Origin of the sequence: Pseudoalteromonas luteoviolacea (assembly GCF_021654285.1) — a bacterium.
GTDB lineage: Bacteria > Pseudomonadota > Gammaproteobacteria > Enterobacterales > Alteromonadaceae > Pseudoalteromonas > Pseudoalteromonas luteoviolacea_J.
This window is the reverse complement of record NZ_JAKFZS010000013.1, coordinates 82,425-106,986: the sequence shown is the minus strand read 5'-3', so window position 1 is coordinate 106,986 and position 24,562 is coordinate 82,425. Positions and strand designations below refer to the sequence as shown.

Sequence of the window (24,562 nt, the reverse complement as noted above, 5' to 3'; positions counted from 1 at the left end):
CACCAGTTTGTCGAAAGCCAACTTTAAAACATCACGCGCTTGCCCAAAAGAGTTTAGGAAAAACCTGCTGTAGAGGTCTTATTTGTTTCAATCTCATGGAAAAACGAATCTTGCCTATTGATACTCTTGCACAAGATAACCTCATACTAGTATGTTAATTTTTCAGTAGACAATATTCATAGTCAAAATATACACGAAACAGCTAGACTGGTTGTCGCTACATTTAATGAAAGAGAGCCATTGGCTGGAGCAAATAATGCGCCACCAAAGGAGTTTTCTGAGTTTATCTTGGGTCTAACACAGCATTGTGCAGACAACGGATTGGGGTTTATAGCCAAAGAGTTAACAACGAACAAAGTTATTGGCGCTATTTTGGCTTCAGATCTGGCCGAGACCCTGAATAAAGTTGATACCGATGACAAAGAGCCAAGTAATCCAATTGCGACTTTGATAACAGCACTCAATAATAGCTATTTTAAAGGTGAAACTTTACCAAATAATACTTATTTAAATATAAAGTTTGTCGCAATGGACGATAGGTTTAAAGGGAAAGGAGTCGTAGACAAATTGATATCTAAGTGCATTAACGAGGCCAAGAATAAGGGGTTCAAATTTGCACAAGCTGAAGCTACTGGAAATGTTTCTCAACATATCTTTAAGAATAAACTGGGGTTTGAAGAAAAAGCATTTATAAAATACAAAGAGTTTACTTTAGGTGATGAAAAACCGTTTTCTGAAATTACAGAGCATGAAGGTATTAAGCTACTTATAAAACGGATTTAACGTTCGAACTTGCACTAACAACATACACATTGGGAATAAGTTTGTGAGCCTTGCTTATTCATAACCTAGTATGGTGAACGACAGCTTTTTGTTAGTATTTTAGATTAGACGAACTTTAATTAACGGCGCAAACTGGCATATCGCTAAACTTCGATAAAGAGTAAAAAGCGGACGTCGATAAAACGAGTAGTCATGAACGCAGCTCAATCCTATAATATCCGACTTAGTCACCGCAAATGACAAGTAATGCAAATAGAGGGCCCTAAGCCCTCACGCGATAGTAATTACTTGTGTTGAATAGTTTGTGGCAAATTGAAGCTTTTATAGTTCTGTATGTTTATAAAATCTGCTAGATATAATCTATTATTACAAGCCTGTTTCTGTCAACTTAATTAATGGAATACCCAATACGGCCGTTGATTATGACGGTGTCGATTTTCTCTATATCACTAATATTATCCCATGGGCGGCCATTAATGATGAGGATATCAGCAAATTTCCCCTGTTCAATGGTCCCAAGTTGCGTTGATTTTTTAAGGGCAATTGCGCCATTTCTTGTCGCTGCGATGATGGCTTGAGTATCACTAAAACCCGCATCAACTAAACGCTTTAACTCCATATGATAACTATATTGACCATGTTCTTTTACCGGCGAGTCAGTGCCAATTCCTAACATAACATTAGATTGGGCCAGGTGAGGGATATTTAAATGACCCTTGGGCTCTCGACCGAGCGTGGGAACATAAGTCACTTGATTGTTAACAACAGCGTCAAGCGTCTCTTGGCGAATGATGTTTCCATGCCGAATACCGTGTTCAACACTACTCACTCCTGTGTTAATCGCTTCGATTGTTTCGTTTTGACCACCGGTATGCGCAGCCACCCAAAGGCCGTTTTTTTCTGCAAGCGAAGTAATAGTAGCCAGTGTTTCCCGAGACATGCGAGGCATTTCAATATCATTAGCACTGTCGGTGTGACCTTGATAAACAACCTTAATCCCGTCAATCCCCTGTAAAATTAACTGTTCGATTTTTGCTGTGATTTGCTGTGGAGAATCTGACTGAAAAGTCATTTGTTTTAAAACCCAAGATGGAATGTCTTTACGTTGAGTGGGATGACCACCTGCAACAGTAAAAATTGGACCCGCGATAAATAATCGAGGGCCTGCTAACTTATCTTGATACAATGACTTTTTTAAATCAAAGATAGCTGGCGCTATGTCTCCTAAAGAGCGATAACTGGTTACACCAGCTTGAATTAGGTCTTGTCTTACACTGGGTAAAAAACGAAGTTGATCCCAAATTGTATTTAGCATGTTGTCATGTTTGGATTGCTCCTTCCCCCCAAAGAAGTGGCCATGTAAATCAATTAGGCCAGGCATAATTGACTTTCCCGTAGCGTCAATGACCAAGGTTTTTTCTGTAATAATACAGCTTTCTCCAAGACAAACGATTTTACCATCGGTTACTAATATTCCTGGGTTGCTTCTTGCAAACTCTGAGGTAGCATCAAATAAAGTCCCGCCTTGAATCCACATATTTTGTTTTGGGCTTTCCCACGTGTATAAGTTGTGGTTATACGCTAGTACCAACGCTAAACCAGAACTAATTAAAAATACGAACAGATATGTAAAACACTTTTTCATAACTTTTCTCCGGTTATTGCTCTTAGTTAAGTTTTAATTGAGTGTTGTTCAAAGTGCCTCTGGAGCCGTTAGAGCGCAGTTGCTGATGGTTAGCTACTCCCCGAATATCAAGGTCGCCAGCGTCATTCATTTCTATGTTTGAGTTGTCTACCTGAACGACAAGATTCGCGTTGGCAGTGTCGTTAATTTGTACGCTGAGTTGCTTTGCTGCTAAGGATAAGCTTGTTATATCGCCAGACCCTGTAGTCACAATAGTGACGTGTTCTGCAATTAATTGGTTTTCACCTGTTAAAGTGGCAGAACCTGAGGTTTTAATGTTTTTTAATTGTTCGTATGTCACATAAACTTTTACCGACTCACCACTGTGGTAGCCCTGCGTAGTCAAGATTAAGGTGCCATTTTCACTGTGTGTAATGACATCTTCTATGGGTATGCCACGGGCGAAGACTCTGACTTGTTGATGCTCAGATTGAGTGATAAATACATCAGCAAGTCCACCAACAATAATACTGTCAAAATCTTTGACTTCTCTTATTTCCTGCTGACAGGCAAAGTTGGCACAACCTGACAAAATAGTGGTAAATAAAATTAAAACAATAGTTAGTGAATGATTCATATTAGCCTCTAGCACTTTATTGGTGTGAGCATTATTAAAAAAGTGCTAGATGTAAGTAATGGACAAATGTCATGAACAAACATGACATTTGTCATTTATCTTTAAATAAGTTAGCAGTTTATGAGCTGTAGCGGTGATTTAGAAAGGTGCCAAACATACTAGTTTAAACAGCGGTGTTTTAGTGCAGAATTTAATGCGTTTTGCGATGCTGGTTTCAACTAAGATAATTAACCAAATCAGAATCATTGATTTTTATTCGCCCAATGACCACTTCTGACTCAAAGCAGCCAGCTTTGATTCAACCTTAAAATAATTATGGCATATTTAGCCAACCCTTATTCATATGTAATAAAAAGCGTCGAGTAAATGAAGGAAACGTTGATACTTTTAAGGGGTGCGAACTTTATTTCTCTTTACCAAAAGCCGAACATTACATTCGGCTTTTTATGTTAGGCTACTTCATTCTTTTCTTTAATGCTTTCTCAAACGCATCATATTGTGCTTTTTGTTTCGCAATGTAAGACGGTCGCTCATTCCTGCCCCATGCGTTATGTGGATCTTCGATAGCATCTTCGAATAGGTCCAAGCCTACTTTTATGTGTGTTCCTGCCAACAACAACAAAAACCAGCCATTAGCAACAGTTGCAAAGAGTGTGTCATTTACATTCATAAAAGCATAGAGTGTGGGTTCAATAGCAGCGAAAAATATATAGCAAAAGGCGATAAAACCAGCAGGCATAAAAGTGGTGGACACGATAACCGCAGCTCGACGACCACCTTCCAGCGTTCTTTCTTTCGCTAGCTTCATCATAAGATAACCATAGAGCCCTCCTAAAAACGCATAAATATAAAGAAAGATGGGGTATGACAGGCAAACTGTCGCTATTGTGGCAGTTATCATTGCGTTACTTTAGGCCTAATGTTCAATTATTCCTTAATAATAAAGGAGTTAGATTACTCCAGCAAGATATAAAATGTAAGCTTAAAGGAAGTGGTAGAAAAAGTAATAGACTAGATAGCACAGACAATGATTGCTATCAATGAAGTACATCTGGCAGGAGTAAGAGCAAATAGGATTACTATGCACGAAAATCACAACCTCTCCTTCCACCCGCTCTAAATAAGACATAAAAGCGGGCTTTACATCTGTACTTTGCGCTCAATTTGCAGTGTTTCATCAATGACAAGGATTAATACCTTATAACTTGCTGAATATGCTCGCAGTTCATTAGTACAACTAAAATACATTAATTGAACGAACAAAAACCATTTTATCACCTTATATCTATTTTAACCTTTGTTATTGGTTTTACTAAAAACAAGTAATGTACATACATGTACAATATATAGGTTAGTTTTTATTTGTCCACTGATGTACAATAAATTTCAAGTTGTAATTGGAGAGATTATGGGTAGAAATAAGGCATTTAGCCGTGACCAAGCAGTTGATTCGGTCATGCATTTAATTTGGAGTCAGGGATATCAAAACTGTTCTGTAAAAGCAGTATCAGAAATGTTAGGTATTACTCGCTCTAGCTTCTATCATTCCTTTGGCTCAATGGAATCCCTCTTTATAGAAGTGCTCAAACGCTACTATGTTCACTCTCCTTTTTGTGCCTTTGACCAAATCAATGAGCAAGGTGATATCTTGAAAGAAATTTGTACTGTATTTCAGAATATCTGCGTTGCGAGAGTGACAGACAAAGAAGCCAAAGGATGCTTGATGATCAACAGTATTATTGAGCTCGTGGGAAGCAATGACATTCTTTCCCCTCCATTATCAAGTAGCGTAGATGTCGTATTAACTCGATTAAAACGGCTTTTAAATGCGGCAAACATGCAGGAAAAACTCAACGAAAAAGAAGTTGAGCAAAAGGCACTTGCGCTCTTAAATTTGCTTATTGGGATCAACGTATCTGGCAAGTTTATAAAAGACTATGAGCAGCTTTGGTCTTCCACTAGACTCTCGCTGCAAAGTCTTGGAGTTTACAATGCCGATTACAATATGACTTAAGTTACCGTATTTGGGCGGGCGTATATGTCACTGTTAGATTACAAGATTGGCACAAAGTGCTCTGTGCTGCGACGTGATGTTCATCTTGTATTTGCAGACCCAAGTCCGCAAAAGAGGCTTGCCAATGCTCCATATCTAATGCATAACGATTACGCAAAGACGCTTTGATGTCCGGTTGTTTTGACTCTGTGATGTCCCGCGCTGAAAAGTGTATCTGACCTAAATAAGTAGACTCGCCTGACTTGCTTTTAAAGTTATGCTCAGTTTCGCCCATTTTATTAACCAATATGAACTGCTCACTTATCTTCCACCCTGTGAACATATAACTTCCCGCAGGGAGTTCAATAGCGAAAAGGCCCGCTTCATTCACACTCGTGCTTAAGGATATAAAGTGCTTTTTCCCAGTCTTAATATTTTTAAAATGGACCTGATAATCAGCGTAATTGCCTTCATACGCCATACTACCCCATACAATACCATTTTCACTGGATATCTGATTGCTCAGCCCTATACTAGGCGAAGCACAACCACTAATTAGCACTATGCTCAGTAACGCGATAACACATTTTATTCTTTTCATAAGTACACCATTACGTTAAAAGCGTACTCTTACACTGCACTTTTAGTTAGCTCATTGCAACAAATAATATCAAAAAAATATCTAATCAGTTAAGAACTCATGAAGGACAATATCCATTTCCAAATTTTCTATCCGATTGATTATAATATATTCACCGTCACTGGTTGCACTCAACCCTAGCTCCACATTCACATCATATAAATAAAGCCCAATATCAGAAATAAACTTATTAGTCTGCTCTTTTATGTTGTAATTAAACAATGATAATTGATGCCCTTCCCTCACAACATAATAAATACCACCTTTGTATATTGCAGGGCGATATAATTCTAACGAATAAGAAAGATGATGAAGCGGCACTTCCCCCTGCAACACTTCATACAAATACACACCAATATCATTTGTATATGAGTCAAAGCTTTCATTTTTATTTATTAATGCAGTATATGGCTGCTCTAGTTCAGGAAGAAGCGTATTACTCGCGCTAGCTATATCATGTTTCCAAAACTGTGAACGATTCTCTTCTATTGTTTTAAAATACAATGATTTCCCATCATTTGACCAATGTATATTCTGTAGAGTTTGATTTTCCTTAATCACCGAACGAGGGGTTTTTGAAAAGGTATTGATTATAAATAATGTATTAGACTCGCTCAGCATAGCTAAATATTCTCCATTAGGAGAAAAAAGCAGCAGCTTAGGTTTATCCTTTTTCAGTAAACTAGTTAAAAGACTCGGACTCGACTTAAATCGGTGCTTCAGCCATACTTCAACATGTGTGATTTGAGGGTCTGCATGTGATGTCGTTGAGACATATGCCACCTGCATTCCATCACTTGAAATCGTAGCCTGTGTATCAATTCTTGAGTTTGAAGAAACGGCCGTAAACGTATTCGATGTGATAGAAAACTCATAGAGATTAACTTCGGCACTGCCCTCTGTATGGGCAATTAAGCCGGTTTCACTGTTAATGGCAATTTCAGATATTTCGCCATAAGGCTTATACAAAGTGCTGCTCTGCTGATCGGGTGAATGTAACTTTAACTCGCTACCAGCACTCAACCAACTTCCGTCAGTTAAGCCAAAATACGGCTCATCACCTACCTCAATTAGCCCAGTTTTCCTGATCTCACCATCTTTACCAATAGTCCCTAGTAACCATTGCATATCTTGCTTATAGATAATTTGGTCACCGCGGGACCGATAAGTCTCAGCTTGAGCAACGATCTCTTTTTTTGATAATGATAAATTATTAATATCGTCCATATTAATATTATATTTCACTATCTCCTTTCTCCCTTGACTCATCTCGTTTACAAAAAGCTGGCTAGATTTATTTAATATCACTTTTTGAGGAACTTGTGCGCTATCACATTCTAATACTGATACATCCCGATTTAAACGCCACAATTCAATAGCATTATGAACGGACAAGCCTCTTACCTCACAACTAAAGGGGCTATATCGATAATATAATAGCCACTCCCCATCTTCAGACCAACTCGGTGCTTGCTCACTATAACCTGATGATTTAATTGTATGAGAAGAGTTTGTTTGGAGATCGTGCACAACCAAATCATATTGACTTTGACCTGTTACAATTTGACTGTAAGCCAAAAAACGACCATTGGGAGAAAAACTTAAATACGCTTCAGCACCCGGAGAAGAAGTGATTCTAGAGATATATTTAATTTTTGGTGTAGATTTAAATATATTAAAATCAAACAAAGCGATAAAAGTAGTAATAAAACCAATAAATGCCCCAAAAACAAGCCAATTAATTGGTATATTCTTTTGCGGAGAATGTGCTCTTTGGGCTAATGTTGGCGCATTTGCAACACTAGCAATGCACTGATAACCAAATCGAGGCACTGTTTTTATAAAGGTAGGCTCTTTAGACGTGTCATTGAGCGTTTTCCTAATTTGTGCCACGAGTTGACTAACAGAGTTGTCACTAACCACAAGATTTGGCCATAGTTGATTAATTATCTCATCTCTGCTGACAGGTTCAGGAGATTTTTCAATTAACAGCCTTATCAATGCAAGCTGCTTGTGCTCAAGTGGCCGCCATATTCCGTCCACTTTGACACTCATTTTTTGGGTATCTATCAAAACATCATTTAACAGAAAGCGTTCAAACTGCATTTACTGATCCAATCCAAAAAACGAGCCCAAGCTACATGGCCCTGCACATAACGACTATTCCATTATGATCATACTATGTTATGATGGGGACAAATTTTTTTACCTAAACGCAACTTTACAGCACTTTCTGTTGCACTTAAATAGAAATATAAAAGCAAAGTTTCCCGAACGTTAATTGAGAATAGGAGTAGGAAACAATGGTCATGAAACGTATTTGTCATTTGTTTCTTCCCCTTTTGCTTTTATATATGCCCTTTGCTCACAGCAAAGCTGATCAAGAAGCCCAAAGCCAACCGCTCAATCAAAAGCCCTCAGAAAGAGTTGAAAACGACCTGTCTCGAATAGAAATTCGCGCCTTTCATGACAGCGTTGTCAAATCATTGAATATTAAACGCTTTGGTGACCAAGTTTCAGATAGTATCAGTGCTCAGGAAATTGGTAAATTCCCAGACAAAAATGTTGCGGAAGCCTTACAAAGGATCACTGGTATTTCACTCTCAAGAGTACAAGGGGAAGGTGAACGGATCGGCGTCAGAGGAACAACCCCAGAGCAAAATCGCACCTACCTAAATGGACAATACCTAGCTTCAGCGGACTGGTGGATATCGTCATTACCTAGTAGGGGCTTCAATTTCACCCTACTACCCGCTGATATCGTATCGAGCTTAGAGGTTTATAAAACCCCAAAAGCAAATCAAGATGAAGGCTCGCTAGGTGGTGCCATAAATATTAGAACTCTAGACCCTCTTTTTTCAGATCCTGGCGTGTTGTCTGTCACATCACAACTGCAATACAATGATTTGTCACAGCAGTACGACCCGCAACTATCAGCCGTATATAGCTGGATCAATGAGCAGCGTGATTTTGCTTTACTCTTCACGGTAAATCATCACAGCAGAAGCTTACGTCGGGACGGACTGGAATCTTGGGGGTGGCATGAAAGAAGTTACAATCTAGACGATGCAGGCCAGTTAGTGTCGAATACTCAAGCGGACAAACCAAGCGACTTACAGAATATATGGTCACCGGGTGGCGGAGGCTCAGCCGTTTTCCAACAAGACAGAGCACTCAGTAGTTTCACCACCAGTGCCACCTATCATATTGATGAACTTTGGACTTTGAGAGGCCACCTTCTGCACTCGCAACTCAATGCTGATAACTCAAACCAAAATTTTTTATGGCAACCAGGAAAGGCATTAGAGGCAGGTAGCACGATAAGCAATTACCAAATTATAGATAATACCCTTGCTCACGCGTCTCTTACACCCGCGCAAAGCCAACCATTTAATACCAGCATGGAAGCAATTTGGCGAAAAGCGCAAATACAAACCCAAAGTATCCACCTTGATTTACTCTATACCGGCCCATGGTGGCAGGCTCAATATCAAGTGGGCTATACCCATGGCAGCGGTGGAACAAGTGAAGATAATACGGCTCAATTTGCTGCAAACACCCATTACAGCTTTGATACTAGAGAAAATAAAAATATTAAAACTCAGTATGACGTATCACCGCTGGCCCCACAAAAATGGTTTATCAGTGAAGCGCGCAATGATAGTCAAGATGGTAACGATACTGGCTACTTTTTACAAAAAGACTTTACTAGGGATCTCTCATTTCAACATTTTCATACCTTGAAGTTTGGCGGTAAATACAAACGCCATAAGCGTGATTTTATCCGCATGCGTTCACAAAATGGTGGGCTTAATGGCTTGGCTGGCCAACTCAACACCACATTGGCTGATTATCCAAATAAGTTTATTAATAGCTATTTAGACGGCATCGGAAGCAGCGATACTTTAAAAGCGTATAGCTTTGCTGATATCAATGCATTATCACGTGACTTCTCGACCTTAGACTTTGTTCAAAAAGAAGAAAAAACCAGCCGTTTCACAATTGAAGAAGAAACCCTTGCTGGTTATGCTATGGTTGAGTTTGCTAACGAAGGCTATAAAGCCAATTTGGGGTTAAGAGTTGTCTCTACTTGGCAAAAAGCAGGAGCATATGAGCGCACAGCGTCTTCACCAACAGATACTTATGACTGGCAATCTACATCAAAACACTACACCGACCTATTACCTAGCCTTAACATTCAATTTGATTTAACTGAGCACCTTATCTCTCGATTTGCAGTTGCACGTGTTATGTCTCGAGCACAGTTTCACCACTTGATGCCCTCCACTAATTACAATGTAACTCAGGCGCAAGGCCAAGGCGGCAATCCTGAACTTAACCCTTACAGAGCAACTCAGTATGATTTTGGTTTAGAGTGGTATTTTACTGATTCAGCGCTGGCATCGATTGCGGTATTCAATAAAGATGTAGAGTCTTTTATTGAATTCAACCGAGCGCTTGAATTACATGAAGGGGTTCTCATGTCCATCGATAGACCTATTAATGGTGCAGGAGGGGTGATCAGGGGAGTTGAGCTCAGTTACCAGCAAGCAATCGCATATGGCTTTGGGGTCATTGCGAATTACACCTTTGTTGATGGAGACCGTAACACCCAGTTAAATGGCAATTATGATTGGGTGCCAGGGACCTCTAAACACAGCACAAACCTCACAGCATATTATGAAAATAGCTCAGTCAGCTTTCGCCTTGCCTATAATTACAGAACGCAATTTGCCACAGGCATTGGCGAAACAAAAATGGATGATTATGGGCAGCTTGACGGCAGTGTTACATTCTCAATCAACGATGACCTAGACCTTATTTTTGAATTCTTAAACTTAAACAACGAGATCATATATACATTCGATCGAAATGAATACGCTCCAACTGCTATTTACCAAAATGGTCGCCGCTTCTATTTAGGGGCAAGATATCGCTTCTCAGCAAATTAATTCCAAAAGTTCAATTAACTAACTACCTCATACACCTTCTGATAATTCGGCTTTTGGACTGAATGTCGCTTTAAGGCCAATTGCATATGTGTTTTTCTCATTCACCTATTATGCTTATTTATTCACGTTAGTGATTGGTCGCATACCTCAGACGATTAATCGCAAACAGTGGCTTTCTTCAGGGCTCACCGTAAAATAGCGGGAATTTTTTTACTCGACGTTTTACGTCCCTCACAATCCTTTTTTCAAGGCTAGTAAAATGAAATTGATCAAATCCTCAATTGCACTGGCAGTTGGCTTGGTAAGCACAAGCGCACTCGCTGGCACTCAATCTGACACCATTACCTTAGAAGACATTCCAAAAATCCAAAGCGTGGTGAGTGCGCAGGTCAGCCCTGATGGTGAATCTGTTGCATTCACACGCTCTGTACCTCGCGAATTGTATATAGATAAAAATGGTAAAAACTTTAACGAGCTGCACCTAGTTAACGATGAGGGTATTGAACGTCCTTTTATTACTGGTCAAGTCAATATCAAAAGCATCGCTTGGTCAGCCGACGGCCAGTTTATCTACTTCCTTACGAAGAAAAAAACGGATAAATTCACGACCCTTTACCGTATCGCAGTAAACGGTGGTGAAGCGCAAAAAGTATTCGCATTAAAAGATACATCAATTTCTAAATATCGATTAAGCCCAGATGGCAAGCAAGTTGCTGTGTTAGCAATGCCAGCCAAAGATAGCTCAGAAAAAGAACTTAAAAAACTTGGCTTTATGGCTGAAGTGTATGAGCTTGGTTTGAGAAATAAACAACTTCATATTATCGATTTACAGCCAAGTGAAAAAGCACTCACACCTGATGTCGTTCCAGTTCAAGGGTATGTAAGCGATGTGAATTGGTCTGATGATGCCAGTAAATTACTGGTCAAAACTCAGCCAACCGCGCTCATTGATGACCAATATATGAAGTCACAATGGCATATTATGGATGCCAAAACAAAGCAGATCACTACGTCTTTCCAAACCGAAGGAAAGTTAGGTGAAGCGGAATTTTCTCACGATGGCAAATACATTGCGCTCTTAGGCGCAGAAGATAAGCATGACCCAGCTAAAGGCAGACTGTTCTTAGCCAATGCAAAGACTGGCGAAATCGAAGAGTGGATCCCGAACTTTATGGGCCATATTGGTGATTTTGAGTGGTCTAATCGTAAAAACACGCTTAATTTTGTAGGTCATGTTGGTGCAGAGAGCTTCGTAGGGCAAATTAAAGTTGGCTCGAATAAGTACAAAAAAATCATCAAAGATGGCAAGCTTATCGCCGGAAAGCTATCAGTTTCAGACTCAGATAAAACCATAGCGCTTACTGCAAACACGGCAAAACACCCTAACGAAGTCTATATGCTACGCTCAAAGCGTACGACGCGTTTGTCAAACTCAAACTCTTGGCTTGATAACAAGCGCTTTGCAAAGCAAGAAGCGTTGACATTTAAAGCCAGAGACGGGGTCGAAATCGGTGGTGTTCTTATTTATCCATTAGACTACCAAGAAGGTAAACGTTACCCATTGATCATGTCTGTTCACGGTGGTCCTGAGTCACACGATAAAAATGGCTGGCTAACAAGCTACTCAGACCCAGGTCAAATGGGTGCTGCGCGTGGCTATGCGGTATTCTACCCTAACTACCGTGGTTCAACCGGAAAAGGCGTAGATTACTCAAAACTAGGCCAAGGTGATTACGCAGGTAAAGAGTTCGATGATTTAGTCGATATGAAAAAATACCTCGTTGATCTTGGACTAGTAGATACCAAGAAAGTAGGCATTACAGGTGGCTCATACGGTGGTTATGCTTCTGCTTGGGGCGCAACAAAATTAACAGAGCATTTTGCTGCAAGCGTCATGTTTGTGGGTGTGACTAACCAATTATCGAAATTTGGTACTACTGATATTTCAAATGAGATGTTTTTAGTACACGCTCGCTCATACCCTTGGCAAAAATGGCAATGGTATCTTGAGCGCAGTCCTATTTACTGGGCTGGTCAATCTAAAACACCATTGTTAATTATGCACGGTAAAGATGATCCTCGCGTACACCCTGCACAATCCATGGAATTGTATAGATATATGAAGGTACAAGGCAAAGATGTGCGTTTAGTCTATTACCCTGGAGAAGGTCATGGCAACCGCAAAGTCGCAGCGCAGTATGATTACAGCATTCGCCTGATGCGCTGGATGGATAACTACCTAATTCATGGCAACAAAGACATGCCAGATTACAAGATAGATCATGCCGCTAAACTAAAAGCAGCAAAAGAAGCGAATAAATAAGTCACTTCCATGTCAAAAAGAGTAAAACAAAGGATTTGCGTTTTACTCTTTTATTTCACTCCTCAAAAATATGCTCGCCCTGAATTTATTGCCCAGTGTCTGACCTATGACCCCTTCCATGCGCTTCAAAGCACGAGATAGTGTAGCACCCGCTCAAAGAGCAAAATAAATAGGACAAGCTTATTTTTGAGTTGTACCCATATTAAAATAAAGCCTCGAGTTTTTAAAACAAAAAATTTTCAATTTAAACACAAAATATACACAGCTAAATCTGAGGGTCAAAAAATACCTCAATGGGCTCAGCTCGACCTTTTAAGCTCACTTCCGCTGCTTTTTGTAAATCTTGTTGCTTAGATTGCTCAACACTGACCTTGCTGATAAGCAAAGTCTTCTTTAACTCTTTCGTTTTGCTTTCTATTCTAGCGGCAACGTTAACGGTGTCACCAATCACGGTGTAATCCATACAGCTCACGCTGCCAACGTTGCCAGCAATTGCATCTCCACTGTGTATTCCTATCCCGATTTCTAAACTAGGTAACCCCTCTTTGATAAACTCTTTATTGAGGGTTTCCAGTGCTTCTAACATTTCTTTGGCGGCATTTATTGCATTACTGGCACTGTTTCCTTCACCTTGAGGTGTACCAAACACCGCCATAATGGCATCACCAATAAACTTATCTATCATGCCATCATACTTAAACACAATTGCACTCATCGCTGAAAAATATCGATTCAGTAGACCTGTGATCACCTCGGGGTCATGTGTTTCGCACATGCTGGTAAAGCGCCGAATATCAGCCATTAATACCGTCACATTGCGCCGCTCTCCACCAGGTTCTATATCAACTTTACCAGTTTCAACTGCACTCACCAATTTTTTTGGTAAATAACGAAGTAGCCTTTCCCGGTGTCTAAGCCTAGTGTAAGTGTTTGTGATATAACTAGAAATCGACCATGCCAACAAGCCCGAAAATAGAATAATTATCTGCTCATGCATCTCAATCGCTCTGGCTGTATCACTGTGCTCTAGGATCACTGTCCCCGTTGCCAAGCAACATAAGGTGGAATAGTAAATTATTAACTTACCTTGACGGAACGCACTCATCACATTGAACAAGATAAGTGCGCTTATCAGCATCAATTCAAACTCCGTATTATGCATATCATGTAAAAAGTGGCCAATCTCCGAAAGAAACTCCATCTCAAGGGTGATCAGCAAAATAATAAGATAATCAAATAAGATAGAAATATACTTTAACCACGGTTTATAGCCTTCACTTTTTGCCCACCGAGCGACACAAAAACACCACATAGCAGTCAGTGCCATAGTGCCCAGATCAACGACTATTAACGTCCAATCTATGCCTCTATTTAGCAAACCAATCAAAAGCTCCAATAAAAAGAGTGACATTAACCCAACAAATCGGATCTGATTAATGTGGTACTCCATTTCCATTTCTCTTTGCTGATAGCAATCAGTCAGGAGTGCATCAAAAGACTCATCAATATCCTTTAGCCATTTCATAAATATCTGCCATCACCTAATTACAATATTTTAAGCACTGTCTCAGTGCCCAACTTTAACTAAGTGTAGCTTGGCTTTTTCTTGTTACATGCGTAATCAAAAACTTACTTCTAGCCTAAATCATTCACAAACCTCAGCGACTAGGCTACTATTGCAGCCATAACAATGGAGTGACGACCACCAATCATGCAGTATTTTCTAGACTTCGAATTCGATCCAAAGCAAAAGCGCCTATTCAAAAATAGTCATGAGATCCCCTTAACACCCACTCAAGGCAGGCTGCTTGTCTTATTAATCGAATCACGGGAAAAGGTACTCAGTAAAGAAGATATATTGGATCATGTTTGGCAAGGTCGAGTCGTTTCTGAGCAGGTCGTATTTCAAAATATCAGTCAGCTTAGGGCGGTGATTTCTGATGCAGCCATAAAAACGTTTCCAAAACGTGGCTATCAATGGCAGCTAAAAATAACCTCGCAGGCTAAAACCAGTGATGTAGAGGTTACATCACAGTCAACTATACACAACTACTCGCAAAGGTTTATCCTCTCGTGTGTATTCACCGCTTTATTCGTTATAGGCCTTGTCAGCAGCTATTGGCTATGGCCACATCAAGATAACAACCTGTATGTTCAAACAAATACACATCAACGCATCTTATTAGTTCCTTTTTCGCCGAGATTTGAAGGACATTTAACTTCCCAAACAAATCAACTCAATGACACCTTATCTGCCAGTTACGCAGCACTCGGTGAACAGCACAGTTCGGCACAAGCCCTATTCAACTCTCCCTACATCGAGCACCAAAAGCTGTTGGGAGCAACATCAAATAAGCTTTTATTGAGCGGATTTATCTACTCAAAAGAGGTGTCTAACACACCTATGTACTTGCTTGAGTATCGTTTACAAAGCCACCTCAGGCACTGGCAAGGCTATATTTACGCCCCCAGCGTCAGCGAACTTAAAGATCAGCTGCACTCAAATATTGATAGGTTACTTAAATCCGACTATTTTCAAGTTCACTCTGATACTTTCACGACAGCAGAGCTTGAAAAGCTGTACAGCCAATCACCTGATAATTTGGATATATTGAAACATTTGGTCGAACGCCTGCTTGATGAGTACAACCACAATGTTGCCAGCGCGCATATTGAGCAAATGATAAGTCTCAGCGAACAACAGAATCATCCGCTGTACAAAGCATATAGCCAATGGCTTAAAGGCCAATTACTGATGGCGTTAAATCAATATGCTCAATCCAAACAGCACTTGGAGCACGCCAGTGCACTGATGGATGACGCGAACTTTAACGCCTTAAATAGTGAGATCAGTAAATCACTGTCTGATGTGGTTGCACACGAGCAAGACTTTTCATTGATACAAAAGCACTTATATAAATCAGCTAGCCAAGCTCGACTAGCCAATCGCCCAGTACAAGAGATCAGGGCCTACACACTTTTATCAATCAAAGCGTTTAAACTTAAATTAGAAAAAGAACAGTACGACTATCTTTATCAAGCAAAAACCTTGTTAGCCGACCACCAGCTAGATGGTAGCCATTACATGCTCATATTCTATCACTTCGCACTGTTTGCAAAAGACCTAGAACAAAAACAACATTATTATTTAAAAGTATTAGAGCAGCCCATCACGCCCGAAAACTACTGGGTTTACTTCTCTGTCAGTGAGCAACTAGCTAACCTCTACCTTGAACAAAACGAGCCGGATTTGGCGATAAAACTAGCTGAAAATATTGATGAACCTGCCAGAAGGGACATGTTATTCGCTCAGATTTATCACCAAATGGGACGAATAGATGTGGCCAAGCAGCACGCACAATCAAGTTTTAATACAGCAAGAATGCAACATATTGACTGGGTTGGATTGGCAATGGCAGTTAAGTTATTGGAGCTAAACGCCCAACTTAATGAGGATACAGATTCTCTGATTTATCGCCACTATATTAGAGATACTGCCTCACCAAGGTGGCAACAAGCACGGCGAGATAAACTCATAAAATTAGGGGTTATCAATAACCCCTATGAACAAAATAAAAGTAAAATTTAGCCACCTAACGCATCGCGATATCGAACCAATTCACTGCGAATATGGACGTTTCTCCCTGGATAGTTAGAGTATGTCGTCCTTGTTCAAATGTTACTTTGATATCTTTGATGGTACGCCAGCCGCGCTCGCCTGATAGCACTGAGGCTGTGATCGGATCCCCATTGAGCATCAATGTATAATTTTGTGTCGGTCCAGAGTGAAACAAGCGAATTGTCATCAAATAGTCCCCTGCTGTTTGTGCCTCGAGGATGTAACTTGCCTTACTTGTGCCAAGAGAGCCGATGATTTTATCGCCTTCTGGCTCAAAGCTAGAGTTCACAACCGTTGCCCCTGGCGCAAAGTTAAATGCCTCCCCTTCAATGCGCGAGGGAATAACATGAGGCTGCTTAGAAGCGCTGTCAAAAACTGGGCTTGGTAAGCTCTTCGCGCTACCATTTAACGCGACAACAGAATACCTGCCATTGTGCGAAAGCGCGGTATCATCAATAAAACTTGTCTGCTTATGGCTTAGTTTTACCAATGTGACAGTCTGGTTGGTTAGCGGGTCTTGCCTAAATACCTCGTACCCTGTTACACCAGATTTTTGCTCAGCTTGCCAAGTAATTTTCACTTTATCTTTGCTAAGGCGACTCAGCTTCACATCATTCAACTGTTTTGGATAATGTGGGTTTTCTTTCTTGTGTTTATTTCTGGCATTTGTTTGCGCTTTACTCAATTGCTTAACAAACCAAGGGGTACCTTCGGTTGCCTCTAACGCTTTTCCCTTCGTATCTTTTACTAATCGGAAACCTTCCAGCGCCGCGAAAAAGTCCTCATACATCATCATTCGTCGGCTCGAACCAAATGCAGGCCAGTGCCAACTGCCGCCACGAGCGACAAAAATCTCACAGTCTTTTTTAGTTACCGCACTACCATCCACAGGTGCCCCTTCATAGCTATCTTGATAACAATCGGCTAATCGCTCAACCACATTACCTTCCATATCATGTAAGCCAAACCCATTGGGTTTATACAGGCCAACCGTTGAGATCATCACTTCATTATCATTACACGCATTGATCGCGTCTTGAGCATAGGGCGCGTCATACAACTTCCCAGACAAGGAGTAAGCGTGTATGTCAGCAATATTTGCATATCGGCACGCATCGGATGATTGAATTTCATCACCAAAAAAGTACTTTGATTTGGTTCCAGCTCTTACTGCATATTCCCACTCGGCTTCTGTCGGTAATCGATATTGTTCGCCTGACGCCTCTGATAACCACTTTGCATAGTTGATTGCATCAATACGAGACACACAGACCACAGGGTGAAATTCACTGAGTACATAAATATTATCGTCCCATGTCCCATCGCGTTCACCACTGCCAAACCACTGAGGGCCAATATGGTGGACACAGCCTTTGGTAGACTCATAGCCGGTCGCCTCTATAAACTTTCGATATTCGGCTACGGTCACTTCATATTTCCCCATTTGGAATGCAGGTATTGTGACTTTGCGGATAGGTAACTCATCCTCTCTACCCTCTGTACTACCCATGGTAAAAGTACCTTTGGGAATACTCACCATAGGCGGTTCGATATAAGTCGTTTGCTTACTTTGTACAGGCAGTATTGTGGCTAACGACACCAGCGTAGCAGCACTAAAAACGAACGGATGTGATCTCATAATTGCTCCTTAGAAAAAGTTCGAAGCCACTATGAACCAACAGCATTTATCTCGTCTTAAAACTTATCTATTAAATATAAAAATAGAGTTCTGATAGATTTAATCCATTGAAAATAAAGGATATGATTTTAAAACCAGACACTTTTTAATTTATGAATAGATTAAAATTTTCTGGCAAAAAAAATAAATGTGTGGCACGTCAAAACATGCCACGCATCTTTTTGAGTGATTTTGCTTATTTGTTATTTATGCTGCACACCAAATCTATATAGATCAGCCGCGAGGTTATCCAAATAAGGCTGGATAATTTCTTTGCCGCGTATAAAGTCCTCACCATTTGTAAGCATGATGACGCCAGTTTTTGTCAGCGCGTTATAAATCATTAACGCATTCGTGCCCGGATCACCACCATTGTGGCCAAAGAACGCCCCGTCCCAATACCAAAAAACGCCCTGTTGATAAGGTATGTTAAACACATCACTTTGCGCACCGATTAACTGTTTTACACTCGCAGTATTTAAAATCTGAGTACCTTGATAACTGCCTTGATTTGCAATAGCAGCCAACAATTTACTTAGATCATGACTACTAATATTGAGTTCACCATCGTATAAAGTGGCGTAGCCATACTCTGGCAGAGCATGCGCAGTCCCTTCTTCATCTATGTTGTATTGCAATGCTTTTGGGTTATCCGCTGATAACTGAGTGTGATCCCACTGGGTGTTGTTCATGCCCAGAGGCGAAAAAACAGACTCACTCATATACTCAGCCAAATTCAACGCCGCTTTTTTCTCCACCGCATGGGCAGCAAGCGCGGTCCCCATATTAGAGTAAGACATGACTTCCCCAGCTTGCCCATGATCACCATCAAGATATACACCACTGCCTACATAGCGGCCTTGCTCTGAGAAATAGTCCTGCGCTAGCAACTGCTCTAAACTCGTCGTTACCGGCATATCTTCCTCGCAAAACGATAGTCCAAACATAGTCGCTAATGGAAGTTGGTCTTCATACTTATAATAAGTGCAGAAAAACCTATCGCTGTCTTTTATACCTGATGTATGGGTCACCAAATGCCGTAGCGTCATAGTTGATCCTGAACTTTGCGAGTTATTCGGATCAAACGACAGATTCATTTCTGTCAATTTATCATCTAAGCTCAGTGCTCCCTCTTCGACTAGCTGCATAATTGCAACTCCAGTCACCGCTTTGCTGATTGACCCAACGTTATAGGGGGTATTCACTGTTGCTGGTATTTTCTGCTCCAAATTAGCAAAACCTTCCGCATGCTCAAAAACAATTTTATCGTCTTTAATAACGGCGACCGAAACACTTGGCAAACTAGTTTTGGTGACGACATCACGAACCGCTTGCTGCAGTTTATCAACTGATTTGGCATGTGGGCTTGTGATATTGTGCTGCTGCATTACAAACTCAATGGGAGTGTCAGTCATATATTTTTGGTCAACGGTTGCGTAAGCATAAGTTTCAACATCCGGCTCAATGCCCACTCCCTCAACCACTTCTCCGGCTTGATTTTTATATACCTCATGGCTTAACGTCAGCTCCCATCCATTTGGTAATTGATGCGTCAATGTGTCAGAAACACTACCATTGGTCGCTTCACCAATTAATTGACTTTGTGGCAGAGACTGCAATGCCATAGCAAGCACTTCGCCCCCACTGATGGTATGCTCACCGATCAAAACATAAATTTGCTTGGTGAAGTTCAACTCGGTATTTGAGGTCACATCCAGATCGATCACTTCCCCTTTAAACGCTTGATTTTTTATCTGCTTAGTCCCAAACGTGTAGTCTGAATCTGTGAAATAGCCGGCTATTTTTTGCGATACCTTATCAAAACCGCCTTGGTTATATCTTAAATCGATGATAATAGAATCAACATCACGCAATTGTTCAAGCGTGTGTGTCATGATCAAATCCGTATTGTCTAAGTCTTGCTCCACCCGCGATAAGATATTGTCTGCTGCATCATCCAAAATCATGCCTGAGACTCTATCAATACGGATATAGCCAAGCTCAGGGGAAATATGACCAAAGCGAATAGCATCCGTTCCTTCAAAGCTATGTAACTGACCGTCAGACATTAAATGCTTTAAGACGCTCAGCTCTTTGGCTTGTAACTGTGCCAAATTATCATTGATATCACCATCACCATTTAATATCCCCTCTTTGATCCAGCTATCAATTTTACTGCCATCAGCTTGCTCTCCTTGTGGCCCTTCGAGGCTAAGATGTCCATCGCCAAATTCGGTGAAAATTTCATCCTTTATTATCATAAATTCAGCATGGGAAGTGGGTGCTGTTACCTTTGGCTTATAAGTATCGTAAACCGCTTGCCAATTAATATCCCGTAATTCAAAAAAACCGTAATACTCATCGAGCGACAGCCATACATAATCAAAAATTTCTGGTAATGTCATATCCGTTGTCAGGTTATCCGCGCCACACTGTGAAGGCAGCGCGTCGAGTTTGACAAGCTCAATCTTGGAAGACGCAGGACTGTTAAAGGTCAATCTATCTTTTTCGTCATTCAGTGATAAGTACTCAGCAAGTGGCTCGGTAAATTGGGCACTTTCTTCATCTGCTTTAATACATGTATTGCTATTAAAGTTGTATGTCACCAGGCCATTTGATGATAAATCCCAAACCTCCCCCGACCCTTTGATTTCCCATAGCCCGTTAAAGCTTTCAATCGTCGCGGGCTTTTCTGGTGCAATGACAACCACATCATTATCTTTATCGCATCCTGACAGCAGGATGGCCGTGGTTATAATACTCAGCGTTAATCGTTTCACATTTTATCCTTAAGGGTAATTAATAACGCATACAGCATATGAAACATGTATCTCAAAAAGTGTTTTTATCTGGGGTGATGATGTAGAGGGAAGTTAAAAGATACGCACACATTTATACGATTTTTGAAAATTTTACATAGTGTAGATATCGAGTGCTGCTGTCTATTCACCGCAATTATATTGGCGCCATAATAAATTGACGATATTTTAGCTAGGCAATCTTTAAGGAGAAATGATGAGACAGACAATAGCACTTATTGCGCTTTGCTTTGCATTTAAAAGCGCCGCAAGTACCGATATTACATTGACTTCTAGCGATGGTTTCACCATCCATGGGAGCTATTTTAGTGGCAAAGAAGACAGCAATAAAGCCCTGCTTATGCTCCACCAATGTAACTTTAATCGCTCCATGTACAACGACATTGGAAACCAATTATCCCAACAAGGGATCCATGCTTTAAGTATCGATTTCAGAGGTTATGGCGACAGTAAAAATAATCAATTTGATGTAAGCAGCATAAGAAAGCTCTCTGGCCAGTCACGCACTGATGCATGGAGAGATATGGTAAAGTATTGGCCACAAGACGTACAACTAGCCTATGAATATTTAAGACGTAAAGTATCAAACACCGGGCAGATTGGCGTTATCGGCGCAAGCTGCGGCGGTACACAGGCCATCACCCTTGCAAATAACACCAACATTGATGCTATTGGCTTTTTTTCATCTGCCCAAACCTATGACAATATTCAGAAATATGTAGCAAACTTATCTGGCAAACCAACCTTGATCATCGCAGCAGACGACGATGGTAGGACTTATACCAGCGCAAATATCCTGTTCAAAGAAGCAAAACACGCCAATAGCAAGCTGCTCACTTATAAGGGCAAGTTGCACGGCTACCCATTATTAGAGCATGATAAGAACTTAAACAACGCTATCAGTCATTGGTTTGGACAGCAGCTCAAAAAATAAGCTAGGCATTTAATCCTTGCAATGCTGGTCTTCTATAATGAGCTAAACCTAGCTTTTTACAGGTCAAAGATGGACAAAGTAATCATTGTTTTAGGACATAAAAATGATAATCAAGGGCACCTATCAGCGCTTTCAATTGCAAGATGTGAGCTTGCCCTTGACCTATTTAAGTCACAGCAAAATACAAAATTAATTTGTACGGGTGGTTTTGGCGCAAACTTCAACCAAACTGAAATTGCGCACGCACATATCAACCAACAATATTTAATCAATAATGGAATTAAAGCAGCGCACTTTTTGCCAAGCGCTTTAAGTCGCTTCACAATTGAAGATGCAACGCTCACCTATCCGATACTTAAACAGCTCAACGCACCGCAAGTCGACATAATCAGTTCAGATTTTCATATCCCGAGAGTTCAGCTCATTTTTGGCAAAGTCATGCCCTCAATGAAAAAATACTACTTATCTGCACCTAGTCCAATTTCAAGTCAAGCGCTACGACAACTAGAAAAGCACGAGGTATTCGCAAAGAAAAGAGACTTAGCAACGCTCTCCAAAGAGGCAAACGAATACTGAACAGGCGTAAACAAAAACCATCATCCTGCTAAAATACACATTTAATTATAAATAAATTTATATGCACTTTTACTCGCTTATCAACAAAGCTAATTTACCAATCTATTAATTAGCAGCTACTAACCACAAAAACAATGAGATATATAGGAGTAATATCTAAAATAGTAACGCCCACTTAGCTTGCGCTATATCAAAAACCTTTCCAATGGTACTTTTTTTACTCAACTTTTTATCATAGAGTGCTTGCGATAATAGCTGTACAAACTTTGGACATTTCAAAATGGAGGGAAACCATGTCTAATAAGTTTAAACTTGCTGTACTTACTACATCACTACTTAGCGCTTCTGCATTTGCAAATATCAGTGTTGGAAATGTTGCATTTGACAACCATACCGTGATCCCAAATCCTGGCTCTGCAAATTTTAATATTCATTATTATTTGTTCGGCTCTCAGATATTTAACCCAGGCGGACAAGTTGAGTTCTTTTTAACAAAAGATGGCGGTGCAACCGGATATTATGTCGGCAGAGAAGCCCCCGATTTGAATTGCGGCACCAATGGCTGCCGTCCAATTAATGCGCAAAACACTTTTAAAGTGAGCCCATTTAATCTCGACGGCACAACAAAAGAGTATTTGAGTAGCTTATGTATGCCAACAGACTTTCAAGTGGTCGCAAGGTTTAATAACTCAGTGTCAGTCAGCCATAACTCTGCAACTTTTGGCACCATTGGTCAACCAGACTGGCTATTTCACTCAGGCTCTATGACACCTGCGAGTGTTTCTGTCGGTTATGGTGGAAACTTAAAAGTAAACTTTGTGGTTAAAAATGATGGCTGCCCTAATTCTCCTGTATTACCTAAAGTAGGCATATTCTTAGCCGATTTAAATAACAACCCCTTAGTTTATTTTGGTGCTGTGCAGGTCATAAACGATGTAGGCTCACAACACGAGGTACTGCTTCCTTTGAAAAACATCAATTTAGCGAAAGGGACTTATCGTATTATTTTGATGGCCGATGTTGAGCAAAAAGTCCCTGAAACCAATGAAAACAATAACTTTGGTGCGTTTACGTTAAGAGTGAATGACCCTGCTACACCAGCAGATATTCCTTATTATCAGAAGAATGCAAACCTAGATAACTCTTATGAACAACTCGGTTATCAACTTGAATCGCTCACCCATAGCATCACCTCAGAGCAAAAGCTTGAAGTGCTAAAAGAGCAGCCTTTGAAGTCAAACTAATTTGCTACCTGCTTATCACAAATAACTCAGGGTAACCCCCTGAGTTCATACAAAACAGCCACACAACCAGATTTGCGCCGAACTATTAAAAAATTCTTCTAACCTGTTATTTCTGGAAAAAAGCATCGTTTTTTAAGATGACTCACACAAAAATAGCATCAATAAGGAAGATAAAATGAAAAAAGTATTCGCAATATGCGTTGGCTTATCTGCAATATCTCTGACTACACAAGCTGCTCCGACTCAGTGGCAAGGCTTTTTTAAAGGCCAATGTGAACTACTTGCACCTGGCAAGGGAGCGCTATATGCATTTCCAATGTCACTTGAAGTTGGCAGCCCCGTTGATAACCGTGCTGACTGGGTTGTCACATACGGTGAAGGCGCGCAAGCAAGACCTCGTAACTACACGTTAGTCACGGTTGATGAAGCAAAAGGGCATTTCGAAATTGACGAAAATAACGGCATTATCATCGACCAGTACTTATTCGATAATAAGTTTGTAAGCTTGTTTGAATTTGGTGATACCAAGCTGAACGCAGAGTATGAATTGCACAGTGACGGCTCTTTAGATGTTGAAATCATAAGCTATACAGCAGACAAGATCCGCGAAGAGCAAGTTGGACCTTATCTAGTGTCTAATTATGGTGGTAAACGCATCCAAAAATGTAAGCTGTTTAAGTGGTAACAACGTAGCAATACTTGAAAGGACTCCCTATACCAGTTCTACTCGCCTACTCGGG

At 40.5% G+C, this 24,562-nt stretch carries 17 protein-coding genes; 9 read left to right on the top strand and 8 right to left on the bottom strand.

Going from position 1 to position 24,562, the window contains the following annotated elements:
• Positions 1–240: 240 nt before the first annotated feature.
• Positions 241–783, top strand: coding sequence for a GNAT family N-acetyltransferase (locus L1077_RS14095; RefSeq protein ID WP_237137418.1), 543 nt, complete (start codon positions 241–243; stop codon positions 781–783).
• A 388-nt stretch (positions 784–1,171) separates the two neighbouring features.
• On the opposite strand, the gene L1077_RS14090 is transcribed toward L1077_RS14095, so the two are convergent.
• The 3 genes from L1077_RS14090 to L1077_RS14080 form a co-directional block, all read right to left on the bottom strand.
• On the bottom strand, positions 1,172–2,428 hold the full coding sequence (locus L1077_RS14090) for an amidohydrolase family protein (protein WP_237137417.1): 1,257 nt from the start codon (positions 2,426–2,428) through the stop codon (positions 1,172–1,174).
• A gap of 22 nt (positions 2,429–2,450) precedes the next feature.
• A complete protein-coding gene (locus L1077_RS14085; RefSeq protein WP_237137416.1) occupies positions 2,451–3,044 on the bottom strand; it encodes a GIN domain-containing protein in 594 nt (197 codons plus the stop codon).
• 454 nt (positions 3,045–3,498) lie between these two features.
• Positions 3,499–3,855 carry a hypothetical protein gene (locus tag L1077_RS14080; RefSeq protein ID WP_237137415.1) on the bottom strand — a complete coding sequence of 119 codons (357 nt, stop codon included), beginning with the start codon at positions 3,853–3,855 and terminating at the stop codon, positions 3,499–3,501.
• Positions 3,856–4,452: 597 nt separating this feature from the next.
• On the opposite strand from L1077_RS14080, the gene L1077_RS14075 reads away from it, so the two are divergent.
• Entirely contained in the window at positions 4,453–5,058 is a 606-nt protein-coding gene (locus tag L1077_RS14075) for a TetR/AcrR family transcriptional regulator (protein WP_237137414.1), read from the top strand.
• A gap of 1 nt (position 5,059) precedes the next feature.
• Here the strand turns inward: L1077_RS14075 and L1077_RS14070 are convergent, their stop codons facing one another.
• Positions 5,060–5,638, bottom strand: a complete 579-nt coding sequence (locus tag L1077_RS14070; RefSeq protein ID WP_237137413.1) for a hypothetical protein — start codon at positions 5,636–5,638, stop codon at positions 5,060–5,062.
• A gap of 81 nt (positions 5,639–5,719) precedes the next feature.
• Complete coding sequence (locus L1077_RS14065; RefSeq protein WP_237137412.1) at positions 5,720–7,783, bottom strand: winged helix-turn-helix domain-containing protein; 2,064 nt, start codon at positions 7,781–7,783, stop codon at positions 5,720–5,722.
• A gap of 203 nt (positions 7,784–7,986) precedes the next feature.
• Between L1077_RS14065 and L1077_RS14060 the strand changes: the two genes are divergently transcribed.
• Together L1077_RS14060 and L1077_RS14055 are read left to right on the top strand one after the other, a co-directional pair.
• On the top strand, positions 7,987–10,629 hold the full coding sequence (locus L1077_RS14060; RefSeq protein ID WP_237137411.1) for a TonB-dependent receptor: 2,643 nt from the start codon (positions 7,987–7,989) through the stop codon (positions 10,627–10,629).
• A 259-nt stretch (positions 10,630–10,888) separates the two neighbouring features.
• Positions 10,889–12,952 (top strand): S9 family peptidase, encoded by a 2,064-nt coding sequence (locus L1077_RS14055; protein ID WP_237137410.1) that lies wholly within the window; start codon positions 10,889–10,891, stop codon positions 12,950–12,952.
• A gap of 265 nt (positions 12,953–13,217) precedes the next feature.
• Here the strand turns inward: L1077_RS14055 and L1077_RS14050 are convergent, their stop codons facing one another.
• Positions 13,218–14,477, bottom strand: a complete 1,260-nt coding sequence (locus L1077_RS14050) for an adenylate/guanylate cyclase domain-containing protein (RefSeq protein ID WP_237137409.1) — start codon at positions 14,475–14,477, stop codon at positions 13,218–13,220.
• 186 nt (positions 14,478–14,663) lie between these two features.
• Between L1077_RS14050 and L1077_RS14045 the strand changes: the two genes are divergently transcribed.
• Entirely contained in the window at positions 14,664–16,541 is a 1,878-nt protein-coding gene (locus tag L1077_RS14045; protein ID WP_237137408.1) for a winged helix-turn-helix domain-containing protein, read from the top strand.
• Between the two features lie 4 nt (positions 16,542–16,545).
• On the opposite strand, the gene L1077_RS14040 is transcribed toward L1077_RS14045, so the two are convergent.
• Both L1077_RS14040 and L1077_RS14035 read right to left on the bottom strand, forming a co-directional pair.
• Positions 16,546–18,210, bottom strand: coding sequence for an SUMF1/EgtB/PvdO family nonheme iron enzyme (locus L1077_RS14040; RefSeq protein WP_237137407.1), 1,665 nt, complete (start codon positions 18,208–18,210; stop codon positions 16,546–16,548).
• 242 nt (positions 18,211–18,452) lie between these two features.
• Positions 18,453–21,029, bottom strand: a complete 2,577-nt coding sequence (locus L1077_RS14035; RefSeq protein WP_237137406.1) for a serine hydrolase — start codon at positions 21,027–21,029, stop codon at positions 18,453–18,455.
• Between the two features lie 235 nt (positions 21,030–21,264).
• On the opposite strand from L1077_RS14035, the gene L1077_RS14030 reads away from it, so the two are divergent.
• From L1077_RS14030 to L1077_RS14015, 4 genes are all read left to right on the top strand, one after another.
• On the top strand, positions 21,265–22,002 hold the full coding sequence (locus tag L1077_RS14030; protein ID WP_237137405.1) for an alpha/beta hydrolase: 738 nt from the start codon (positions 21,265–21,267) through the stop codon (positions 22,000–22,002).
• 69 nt (positions 22,003–22,071) lie between these two features.
• The gene (locus L1077_RS14025; RefSeq protein ID WP_237137404.1) at positions 22,072–22,578 is read left to right on the top strand and encodes a YdcF family protein; all 507 of its coding nucleotides are present in this window, start codon (positions 22,072–22,074) and stop codon (positions 22,576–22,578) included.
• A 293-nt stretch (positions 22,579–22,871) separates the two neighbouring features.
• Positions 22,872–23,822, top strand: a complete 951-nt coding sequence (locus tag L1077_RS14020; protein ID WP_237137403.1) for a hypothetical protein — start codon at positions 22,872–22,874, stop codon at positions 23,820–23,822.
• A gap of 175 nt (positions 23,823–23,997) precedes the next feature.
• Positions 23,998–24,507: a hypothetical protein gene (locus L1077_RS14015; protein ID WP_237137402.1), complete on the top strand. Its 510-nt coding sequence runs from the start codon at positions 23,998–24,000 to the stop codon at positions 24,505–24,507.
• Positions 24,508–24,562: the final 55 nt, after the last annotated feature.